At 46.6% G+C, this 10,348-nt stretch carries 9 protein-coding genes; 7 read left to right on the top strand and 2 right to left on the bottom strand.

Annotated features, from left to right (window positions below):
* Positions 1 to 238 (bottom strand): hypothetical protein (locus PAECUDRAFT_RS26535; RefSeq protein WP_233516813.1); only part of this gene is annotated, 238 nt, incomplete at its 3' end.
* Between the two features lie 63 nt (positions 239 to 301).
* Between PAECUDRAFT_RS26535 and PAECUDRAFT_RS23845 the strand changes: the two genes are divergently transcribed.
* The 3 genes from PAECUDRAFT_RS23845 to PAECUDRAFT_RS23835 are packed head-to-tail and all read left to right on the top strand — an operon-like array spanning position 302 to position 4,951.
* Positions 302 to 3,667 (top strand): HD domain-containing protein, encoded by a 3,366-nt coding sequence (locus tag PAECUDRAFT_RS23845; RefSeq protein WP_006040739.1) that lies wholly within the window; start codon positions 302 to 304, stop codon positions 3,665 to 3,667.
* A gap of 25 nt (positions 3,668 to 3,692) precedes the next feature.
* Complete coding sequence (locus tag PAECUDRAFT_RS23840) at positions 3,693 to 4,400, top strand: hypothetical protein (protein ID WP_006040738.1); 708 nt, start codon at positions 3,693 to 3,695, stop codon at positions 4,398 to 4,400.
* Between the two features lie 29 nt (positions 4,401 to 4,429).
* On the top strand, positions 4,430 to 4,951 hold the full coding sequence (locus tag PAECUDRAFT_RS23835; RefSeq protein WP_006040737.1) for a hypothetical protein: 522 nt from the start codon (positions 4,430 to 4,432) through the stop codon (positions 4,949 to 4,951).
* Here the strand turns inward: PAECUDRAFT_RS23835 and PAECUDRAFT_RS23830 are convergent.
* Positions 4,948 to 6,255, bottom strand: a complete 1,308-nt coding sequence (locus tag PAECUDRAFT_RS23830) for an O-antigen ligase family protein (RefSeq protein ID WP_040714182.1) — start codon at positions 6,253 to 6,255, stop codon at positions 4,948 to 4,950. The genes PAECUDRAFT_RS23835 and PAECUDRAFT_RS23830 overlap by 4 nt on opposite strands.
* Positions 6,256 to 6,452: 197 nt before the next feature.
* On the opposite strand from PAECUDRAFT_RS23830, the gene PAECUDRAFT_RS23825 reads away from it, so the two are divergent.
* From PAECUDRAFT_RS23825 to PAECUDRAFT_RS23810, 4 genes are all read left to right on the top strand, one after another.
* The gene (locus PAECUDRAFT_RS23825; protein ID WP_006040735.1) at positions 6,453 to 7,061 is read left to right on the top strand and encodes a TcaA NTF2-like domain-containing protein; all 609 of its coding nucleotides are present in this window, start codon (positions 6,453 to 6,455) and stop codon (positions 7,059 to 7,061) included.
* 30 nt (positions 7,062 to 7,091) lie between these two features.
* Positions 7,092 to 7,628, top strand: coding sequence for a hypothetical protein (locus PAECUDRAFT_RS23820; RefSeq protein WP_006040734.1), 537 nt, complete (start codon positions 7,092 to 7,094; stop codon positions 7,626 to 7,628).
* Between the two features lie 420 nt (positions 7,629 to 8,048).
* On the top strand, positions 8,049 to 9,785 hold the full coding sequence (locus PAECUDRAFT_RS23815) for a methyl-accepting chemotaxis protein (protein WP_040714199.1): 1,737 nt from the start codon (positions 8,049 to 8,051) through the stop codon (positions 9,783 to 9,785).
* 73 nt (positions 9,786 to 9,858) lie between these two features.
* On the top strand, positions 9,859 to 10,296 hold the full coding sequence (locus tag PAECUDRAFT_RS23810; RefSeq protein WP_006040732.1) for a hypothetical protein: 438 nt from the start codon (positions 9,859 to 9,861) through the stop codon (positions 10,294 to 10,296).
* The last annotated feature ends 52 nt before the right edge of the window (positions 10,297 to 10,348 follow it).

Below are 10,348 nucleotides of genomic sequence, written 5' to 3'. Positions count from 1 at the left end.
GCGAATAGGGAAGAGAAACCTTCGCTATCCCGTTGGCTAGCGCGCCGAAGTGCGAATAGGGAATAAAAACCTTCGCTATCCGGTCAGCCAGCGTGCTGAAGTGCGAATAGGGAAGAGAAACCTTCGCTATCCGGTTGGCTAGCGCGCCGAAGTGCGAATAGAGAATAAAAACCTTCGCTATCCGGTCGGCCAGAACGCGGCAGTGCGAATAGGGGCTAGCAGCAGATGTCCTGTTCATACCGACTTTCAGGAGATATATTAATAATATGGATATTTCATACTAGAAGAATGGGTGAAAACGATGTATGAACGTGCATGCAGTGAAGCTGAAATACATGATGAAAATAACAATTGTTTAAATAAGCCATTAGCCTTTGAGCATCAAATCGGTTACCCCTTATGCGAATTGCAACCAAGGGATTTTGAACGACTCGTCTTCTGTCTCTATCATGCTGAAATCCAGAATCAGCGGACTGATGCATATGATGAAATTCAGTTAATGCAGGGCGTCGGCGAAAGAGGCAGGGATTGTTTATTGCTGCGCGCAGGCAAGACGGTCGGGCTCATTCAATGCAAACGATATAAAACGAATATTGATGTCTCCGAGATCGGCAAGGAAATCGTGAAGTTTGTGCTTCACGCTTTGCTCGATCCGGCGCTGCTCCCGGATGTGAACGATTTTTCGTATAAAGTAGCCGTGTCCTATGGTTTTAGTGAAAATGCATTGAAATTGATGACTTCCCTGACGAATCAGTCTTATGACAAGAATGTTATTCAGGGATGGGCGGTTGAAGTAATTGCGAAAAACAAAGGCCTGGCGACCATTGTTTGGGACGATGTAAAAAGCAGCGTATTCGATACATTGGATAAGATGTCATTCGAAACAATATATCCGGATACGCTGAATCCTTTGATTGAAAGCAACTCCCAGATCAAATCGATGTTTTTTGAATTAAAGGCTGTGCTGGATGAGAAAAGCTTCAAAGAGCTGCTCGTTGAGAGAGAAAAAGCGGCACTGAAGTTTTACGATGCGGGGCTGCTGGAAAGACGGCTCAAAGAGAAGAATGAAGCTTTGTTTCATAAGCTGCAAGAAACGAAACAAGAGGCGGATCGATTATTTAATGCGTACAGCGCAAACTTCATCCTCTATTCGTTCCATAACAAGGAGCATTCTGTGAGCGTATCCGAGCTGTTAGGCGATAAGGTGCTGGACCAGGGCGTGCTCGATGCTTTGAACGAGGCAGAATTGTACGTACTGGCCTCCGCTGCTTATCTTCATGATATCGGCGTATGCAGAACCAATGAGGATATCGAACAACGGTTCAAGGCGTACGAAGATAGCGGACAAAATCATGCGAATAAGACAGTAGAGGAATACGCTAGAGAGCATCATGCCTTCTTCACCTATGATTTTATTTCCGACCATTGGGAAGCGCTAAAGCTTGACCGTTCATGGAAGGAAGCAATTGCACTCGTTGCGGGAGAAAAGAAAGACTGCGATGTATACGCATTCGACTATTTCGACTACGCGCCTGCTGGCGGCAGAACCAAGGTCTGTATCCCGTACCTGCATACACTATTGAGCATAGCGGACAGGCTGGATGTGGCAAACCTGAATGCGAATTATCTATTGCAGCATTATCAGGGGATGGAGGAGCATAAGGAGAGCAAGAAGCTATGGGAGGAAATGACGTACGGAATCAGCAGCAGGATTGTGGATGAGGATCGGATTGTATTCGAGGGGAACTGCGATAATCAGTTGATTTATATCTCGCTGAACCGCCATATTCAAGAAACAAAGCATCAGTTGGAGCAGTTGATCGCGAAGGTGCGAAAGTATAAGCCCCAATACAAATTCAGCATTCATTTTATCGAGGAGAAGATCGACACGCCATTTAGCCAAAAATGGGGGTTTTCGATCGACTATAACGGAATCGCGGAAACCTTCATGGGCAAAAACATCTACGAGGACAAGTATGATGCGATTCGAGAAGCGATCCAGAATGCGATAGACGCCTGTCAGTTAAGAAAAGCGAAGGAACCAACTTATGTGCCTGAGATCGAAGTAAGGCTTACGGATAAGGATATTGTCATTATCGATAACGGCCGAGGGATGGACGAGTATATCGTGCAAAACTATTTCTCGAAGTTGTGCAAGTCTTACTATAAGGATTTCGAGATCGACTCCATCGGACAGTTCGGTATCGGGGTGTTCTCTTACTTCATGTTATGCGACAGCTTCTCGGTTGAAACGAAGACGAGGGAAGGACAGCGGTTGTGCTTTAAAGGCAATAAAAACTTGTATTCGTACTTTTACTTCTACGACGAGGGCAAGTTGAACATTGCTGAAGGAACGGCATTGACGTTGCATTTGAAGGAAGAGGTATTGCGTGAGATCAACGTAGAAACGCTCGTCACGAAAGTTAGGGATCGTTTTCGGTTTGTTGATATACCGATTAAGGTGGTCAGCGAGGATACGAGTACGGTTATGACTAGGGATTCGTTCAGCTTGGATCTTGAGGCGGAATTGATGTATGAAGTGGATTATATTAATAGGGATAAGATCAAGGACTTGCTATTATTAGAAAGCCACATAAACAATGAACGGTTCGAGGGAACTTGCGGCATCATTGTTGAACGCAGTGACAACGCTCTTGGGTATAAACCGTTTAATTTTACTCGTACGCTTCACACGGTATCGAGTTCTTATGAAGGAAAGGTTCTAATCTGCCAGAAAGGCGTCAAAGTAATAGAACGCCAGTATAAATACTTGAGACGGGCCAGCAAGCTACTTGATCAATTGATATGCAGCATAAACATTAAACAAAACCTAAAAATAAATATAGGCAGAAATGAGTTTATCGATGATCAACTGGATGCAATTATTGCTGAATTTGAATCAGACTTGCTTCACAAATTTTTCGGCAGCATTCACCAATTTGATAATAAGGAATCCTATGAGGTTTGTTCAGAATTTGTTGATTATTATCTTGAGCCGTATCTATTTCCCAATAAACGACTCGAGGATTTTACTTACAATCATTTTTATATCAAGGCGTACATCGGTAAGAGTGAAGCATACATGCTGTTGAATGACTTTATAACCGAACATCCTAGTTTTATTTTTATAGGCGGAGCAAGCAAATTTAATAAACGTGCTATTCGAGTTGCAATTCGTACGGGCATTCCTGTTATGTTTATCGAAAATGATGGGTTATGCAGGTTTTATTATCAGTATTTCGAAGAAATGAACTACGCATTCTCGATATATGGACATTTGAACGATTTATTAATGATAACCAAAACTGAGGAGGCGCATGAAAAGTATCCGATCCATTATGGAATGGGCATATCGATAAATAACCAATTGCTATTTGAAGTCGTTAGTAATATTTATTTTGCCCGTGCTTACTACAATACCAATCATCCGCTTATTCAATTCTATGTGACGAACAGAAATAAAATAAAAGATAATGATAAATTGTTTGATAAGTTTCATAGGTTTTTTAAATTTCTTAGTAATTTGTATGGTTCAGTTACGACGACAATCAGTTTGCATCAAGTAAATGAATTACTAGCTGAAATACTCAGTAGCTTCAATGTAAGCATCCAATTAACAGCCGAAGATTTCCCAGAGCGGTTTAGAGGCAATCTATTGGTCGATTAGACGGGAAGGGGTGTAGAAGCAGCTGATGAAAACGCAATACATAGTCGCTGGCGTCATTCTTGTAGCGTTGCTTTTGTCTTACTTCCTAAGGCGGGCGGAGCCGAGCCATGAGCAGGAGCCGATCAAGATCGATAAAACCGCAAGGAGCAAGTCACCTGTTAACGCGACGCCAGACTATCCCGTTCCATTCGGCTACAAATGCCAGTGGCTTGCCATAAAAACGACCGACACGCAAGCGGTGATCGAAGCCATGCAGTTGCAGGAGTTGGAGCTTGCGAACTGGAGCACGGGTATCGACGCGGCGCATGAAGGATGCTATTTTGTTTCCCCGCCAGTTCATGGGTGGACGTTGGTCGTTAATGCGCTGATGCCGGATTTGAGCGGAGTGGAGATGCCAAGTCCGTTGACGGTAATTGACAAACTAAGCTCGCAGTTCGGAGAAGCTTATTATTTTGGAACGCATCGGGTAGTGGATTATCATGCTTGGGCGAAGTCGATGAATGGCAAAGTTGTTCGTGCTAATGCATACCTGGGCGAAGCGATTATCGACCAAGGAGAGATTAGCCAAGAAGAACGCTACCTTCATATGATCTTTACGGGGCTTGACGTAGAAGAACCACATTTGCCAAGTGAGGAAGATGTGCTGCTTATAGCGAAGGAATGGACCGTGGACCCGCAGATGGAAGAGGGCGAATATGAGGCGGGGACGGGGTTTGTAGGGAGGCTGAAATAGCTAAATCAACTATCCGGGGAACGCAAAATATGAACACCCAAATATTCAACAAAATAAATGGATATCTAGAAGGCTTGAGCAATATCAACTCGCACTTCGGCAATTGTTATGGTCATCAATATCAATTCTGCGAGGTCGATCTGCCTATTGAGGAAGCGGTCCGCCACTATAATAAAACAAGTCACTTAGCCCATCACGATGATATTAACTACCTCCCGCTAGCAAAGCTGGAGAACTGGCAGGAATCGCTGTTTAAAATAAGCGCGGACTGGTTTTTCTTCGTCTATCGGCTCCAGAATTTCGAGGTGAAGTTCTCTTATTTCGATGATCAAGGGGAACTAACGCCCGAAATCCCAGCCGAATACGATAAAGACTCTAATCGCGTAAGCAATAAGCTAATCGAATGGTTAGAAGCGTTTATAGGGGATAGGGAAGCAACGGTTTATCGTATGGTAACCGAGATTGACGACAAGTATGAGTTTGACTGGGAACAGCTTTATTTTGAAATCGATCATAAAGTGTTTGTTCAGGAATTTTACCAATGGGGCTAGGCAGCAGCCTCCTTCGAAATGGCATACGTATTCAGGGCCAATATAAACGACAGCAAGAAGGCGATGCTGGTCCAATACGCACCCTCGTAAAAAATGATGTTAACCATAATTGCGACAAACGAGGCTGCTGTGAATTTGAGGATGTTGACATTTCCTGTATTCAAGTGTTTAAATGACCGCTTAATAATGTGAACGATCCCCGCAAAGAGGATGAACATCCCCACGATTCCGAACTCGTAGAAAAATGTGAAGTATTGATTGTCAATGATGTAGAAATTATTCAGGACGATGGACGTTCCTTCCTGGCGCATGTTCCAAGATATCATGCCGTAGCCGTGTCCGATCAGGAGATTAAGCGGCTTGGAATGGAACATCAGATCAAGTACGTATTGTATGCCACCGGACCTTTGCTCTACGGATGCTGTACCTTCTGCATTAGAAAATCGATCAACGATCGTGCTCCACAAGGAGCCATCTCCCGTGTTGACACTCATCATGATCAGTAAAATGACAGGGATGGAAAAGGTTATGGCAATTGCTCGCGGCATCGGAATTTTCGACTTCTCTTTGTTATCCTTGTTGCGCGTCGCGAACAAGAGGTAGGTGAGGATTCCGGCGCCTAATGCGATGTAACTGCTGCGTGAAAAAGTCAAAAATAGCGCTGCAACATTAACGAGCATGAACAATGCGTAGAGGTTTTTCCTAAGTTGATTAAATAAATAATAGTTAAGCAGCGCGCCAATGATCAGGAAGTTGCCCATTACGATAGGATGCTGCATGGGGCCGGAAACACGATACAATTCATACCCGCGCTTGATACTGTAATACCTGTGATAGTCCGCGTTAAAAAATTGGCTGAACACAGGATTGAATTTCATCAAATATTCGAATAGGCAGTAGATAGAAATGATGTTGAAGAGGATCCCGACAAATTTGAGCAAATTCACGTTTCTGCTAAGGCTATTTTTCATGAGATATGCTTTGATCAAGATGTAATTAAGAACAAACACGCCGATAAACATCGCTACGGTCGCCATGTTTAACACTAAGATTTTGTTGATGTGATAGACGATGTTCAGCTGGGTGTATACGGCGAACGATGTTATCATCGCCAGAATGAGTCCTGCCGTCCGAATCGATAAGGTGCGGTAGCTTTGCGATAGCACGACGAACCCGATCAGAATTTCGAACGCATAATAAACATTCTTATTCAGGACAAGCGGGGACAGAAACATCATGAAGAGAATGAATGCAGGGACAAAAATGTGAATTAACGCATTTGACTGCAATTGTTCTTTAGGCATATCACTTTGCAACTTCCTAATTACTACTCTTGAATCTGCTGAATATGATGACATTCCCTAACCTCCGATACATATTGTATCTTTTAGCTATTAAAGCACAAAAAAACAGGGGCTACAAGCATGATTTTAATTAGAGTGATAGGTGCTTAAATGAAAATAAACATGACCCGCCGCTTGAGACAGAGCAGTGCATCCAGTTGCTCCAGCAGCGGATCCTTAAGAAAGTTCCCTCCGGTTACACGCTTAAAGAAACGGGTCAATATTATAGAGGCAATACAGAGATTGGATTGCTCCCGCTTGTGAAATCGCCGAATTCAGAGAAGGTTGTCCCTAATTACAACGCCCCCGCGGCGACTTATCTTGTTAACCCGGGAACAGGGTATGTCTTTAATGCAGCGCATCAATATACTGGCTCTCTATACAGCCAGAAGATGATGCTGGATAAGAACTTAAAGGTTTATTTAAACGGTCTGATGCAGCGTTATTACTGGCGGCTGGAAGGGGCTGTGAATAATAATTATTTAGAGGGTCTCACCGATATCCTAAAGCCGGGAAGCGTTATCGATAAACAGCAGCGGCAGTTCGCCAAGTCCATGTATGCTGCGGGAACCAAGGAGCAGTTTGGGCGTACTTATGTGATTGATCATGTGGACTACGTGTCTGAAAAGGTCATTAAAATTTTCGTGGCGGAATCGACTTCCGTTACAAAAAAAGATGGAAAAACACGTACCGTGAACGAAAGGTGGTCCTACCAGGCAGAGAAGGAAACGAATGTGTGGCGAATGACGGGCATGAGCCGGTGGTAGTTTCATATCGTTTAATAAAGGAGTGTACACATGATCACCGCTTTTATCATCGGATGCGAAATTGGTTTCTGGGCGCTTGTTCTCGCGGGGCTCGCGTGCCGTTACTTGCTACGGCTGAAGACGCTCGGCGCAGTGCTTCTTATAGGCACGCCGATTGTCGACCTGATTTTGATCATTGCCACGGTCATGGACCTTCGCAACGGGGCGACTGCAACGGCTATCCACGGATTATCTGCAATTTATATTGGCGTATCCGTTGCCTACGGACACAGAATGATCTGCTGGGCGGATGCACGGTTCGCGCACCGGTTTGCAGGGGGGGCGAAGCCGAGTCCCAAGCCCAAGCATGGCGCAGAGCATGCAGCTTATGAACGGCGCATGTGGGTGCTGCATTTGCTCGCATGGGCGATTGGGTGTCTCGTGTTGGTTGGCATGATTTGGTTTGTGGGCGACGAGAGTCGGACGAATAGCTTGCGGGATACGATACAATTTTGGTCTTATATCGTCGGTATTGATTTTCTCTATAGCTTTAGTTTCAGCTTGTGGCCGCGCAAGGCGAAGGCGTGAATCAACGGGGAAACGCCTGCATGAACTGTAATGGGGAGCACCGTGGCAGGCGCAACGCTGGGCAGGGTGTATCTCCCGTTGCAGAACGTGCAATGAGGGGCGCCGTAGTAACGTTGAAAGTAACCTCTCATTGCAAAACGTGCAATGGGAACGGCGCGAAAGGTTCCAATTGGTCTAAAAAGCATACTGCGCACCAGTTGGCGTTGTATAGAATGCAATGGGATGGCGTGCGGAGGTTGAGGGCTGGAGAAGTCATTGCATGAACTGCAATGGCGGCTCCGGCCTTTTTGTGCTGCGCATCTAAGGTCGCTCGGCCTCATCTTAACGAATTCCAAACGTTTAACCACATAAAATGCTAATACTTATTCCTTATAATGGTGGAAAATCTAAAATCGTGAGGTGTTAGCGTTGTTCGGATGGATGAAACGAAGAAGTCTCGTATTCACAAGCTCTATCATGATTTCTCTCCTGCTCTTGGTATTAGTGGGGATTATGACTTCGCTTATGTACAATGCGGAGAGGGGGGCTGCTTATGATGAATTCGAACAGGTAGGGTTTAAGCTCAAGGAGCAGGCACAAGCGAACAATAATCTGATTAGTGTGACGGGAGCGGCGATTGAAGCGGGGCGAGAGGCTCCTGCCAATGAAATGCTGATTCTTAAAAAGCTGCTCGATAAAATGACCGATGACGACCTCATTACGAACGCCTATTACATAACGCCAGAAATCATCGAGAAGGACGGCAAGACCTACCTCCGAAATTTGCAAATTAGCGAAAGCCTCATCAAGGCGGGAAGCGCCCCTGGCGAGGATATTGAAACCATTGGCGCGCTGCTTAAGGGCTTCGAACAGGCAAAGAAGGATAACAATGGCCTGACAGCGGTGTATGAGGACAGATTCGGCAAATGGATCACTTATATGGCGCAAATCAAGGGCGAGGACGGCAAGACGGCTGCCGTATTCGGCTTGGACTTCAACTATGGCAAGGTTGAGGCTAATATGAACAAAATGCTGTGGAAAACCATCGGAATCGGAATCGTGATCGATCTGATCGGCATTGCGCTCATCGTGCTGCTGACGCGTGCCGTGTTAAAGCCGCTCCGCGTTTTAGCCGTGACGGCCAAGGAGGCCGCGCAAGGGAATTTGACGGTTCATGTCCCAGTTACGAGCAGTAATGAGATTGGTCAGGCTGCAAGCTCGTTCAACGAGATGATTGCCAGCCTGCGCAAATTAACGATTCAGATCGAACGAACGTCTCGGGAGGTAGCGGAGTCGTCCGGCAGCCTGAAGGATGCCGCTTCGCAAACAGCGTCCGCTACGCATGAAATTACCGATGCAATTCAGCATGTGGCCTCTGGCAGCGAAACGCAGCTCATCAGCTCGCAGGAGTGCCAGCGCGCGATGACGGAGATGGTCGTTGGCATCCAGCGGATCGCGGATTCCGCAACGGTCGTGTCCGATCTCGCATCGGATACGTCGGTGCTTGCCGAGAATGGCGGGGTTATCATTGACCGGACGATTCGGCAGATGATGACGATTGAAGAGCATGTGCATAACGCAGCTGATGCGATGAGTGAGTTAAACCAATCGAACGTTCGCATCGAGGATATTTTGTCTCATATTTCGGAGGTGGCTAACCAGACGAACCTGCTAGCCCTGAATGCCTCTATTGAAGCGGCGCGAGCGGGCGAGCATGGCAAGGGCTTCGGCGTCGTTGCGCAGGAAATTCGGAAGCTGGCGGAACGGTCGAAGGAGTCTTCGGATGAAATCACGTCGATTCTTCATACGATCGGCGAGCGTTCACGCGAGGTGGCGAGCTCATTAACGTCGACTACGGAGGAGGCGCAAGTCGGCACGAAGCTGGCGGGCGAAACCGGCGAGTCGTTCCGCGCCATCTTGGACTCCGTCAAGCAGGTATCGGAGCAGGTGCAGGAAGTATCGGCCGCATCGGAGCAAATGTCCGCAGGCAGCGAACAGATCGCGGCTTCGCTGGACGAATTGGAACGGATGGCGGAAGGCTCTGCTTCGCACTCGCAGGAGGTCGCTGCCGCATCGGAGGAGCAGCTTGCCTCCGTTGAGGAAGTGGTAGGCGCATCGGAGCAGCTTCGTTCGCTGGCTACCGAACTTAGGGCGGCGGTGGGAAGGTTTAAAGTTTAGATAAGGTTAGGCCCGTACCAATTGCGCAAGACAAGCATACAATGGATCATCCAGCGAAGAGGAGGTGATCGTGATGGGCATGCTTATTGACGCAAGAACGTCCATGAACATCAATTCGCCTTTGCCGACGCCGACGCTATATCCGATGGACAAGCCTGTCTTGATCGGTCAGGTGGGCTTGAACGTTCCATCCGATACAACCGGCATTATTCGGGTTTTGTTTGATGGAATTGTAGGCATTACGCTCCCTGAACAGCCCATCAAGCTATTGCAGGTGACCCTATTTATCGTTAAAGGCTCGCAGGTCAGCGATCCGATCTTGTATCAGTCCGTACAAACGTACAGCGCCGGCGATATGGGGATTCAGCTCATTCCGCTGGCGGCTTCGGATTACAATGTCCCCGCGCCAAGCGACGGCGTATTGGTCTATACGCTCTATGCTTCAGTCGATCTGGACACCATATGGCGGGCGGGACCGGAGAGCTTTAACGCTTCTGCGTACACGGGGTAAAAAGACAGATAATGCTGCTCGATTCGAGCGGTGTTATTTGTCTTTTTTTTGT

Origin of the sequence: Paenibacillus curdlanolyticus YK9 (assembly GCF_000179615.1) — a bacterium.
GTDB classification, from domain to species: Bacteria; Bacillota; Bacilli; order Paenibacillales; family Paenibacillaceae; genus Paenibacillus_T; species Paenibacillus_T curdlanolyticus.
This window is presented reverse-complemented; position numbering and strand designations above follow the sequence as displayed.